The organism is Colwellia sp. MB02u-10 (assembly GCF_014077185.1).
Lineage (GTDB): Bacteria > Pseudomonadota > Gammaproteobacteria > Enterobacterales > Alteromonadaceae > Cognaticolwellia.
Map to the genome: position 1 here is coordinate 1 of NZ_JACGVK010000094.1, position 584 is coordinate 584.

The window sequence follows — 584 nt, forward strand, 5'->3', positions numbered from 1 at the left end:
CCTTCAAAGTTTGTGGTGAGTTTTAGCCAACTTTCATCGCTGATGTGCAGCCTTGACAGTATCTGTGCGGTTTTAGCATCGATAGCGCCTCGTTTGTCTTCTCTTATGACGCGACCTGTTTCATCTACCAGGGTTAAATAGTCCTTCAAGCTAAAGCTGATACCTGAGGCTTTCTTTTGATGTTCATGGCCAGTAAAAGGTAATAACGTTGTCGGTTGCTCTCCCATGATGGCTGCTTTGATACGAAGTTGAATACTGGTGAAACTCGATTGTTCAGGTGTTGGCGCAATGCCTGCACGGACAGGATTTAAATCAACATAAACCATACAGGACAGTAAAGCGCCTTCATCGAGCAGGGCTTGTGATGTAAAGCGTCCTTCCCAAAAGTGGCCGGTACATTTGTCTTCTTTATTCGCTTGACGAGCAATAGGCTCATTTAAAGCGCGCATAAACCAACTGATATCGATTAAGCGTTGCTTATAGACCTGCGCTGTTTCTTCAACTATTTTCAATTCGAATTCAGTTAATAGTTGTTCTCGCTGATATTTTCTGGTCAACAAGGTGCCTTTAAACAACTTATGCCA

At 43.2% G+C, this 584-nt stretch carries 1 pseudogene; it reads right to left on the reverse strand.

Annotation, left to right across the window (positions count from 1 at the left end):
* A pseudogene (locus H4J59_RS04000) lies at nucleotides 1-584 on the reverse strand (transposase); the annotation flags it as partial.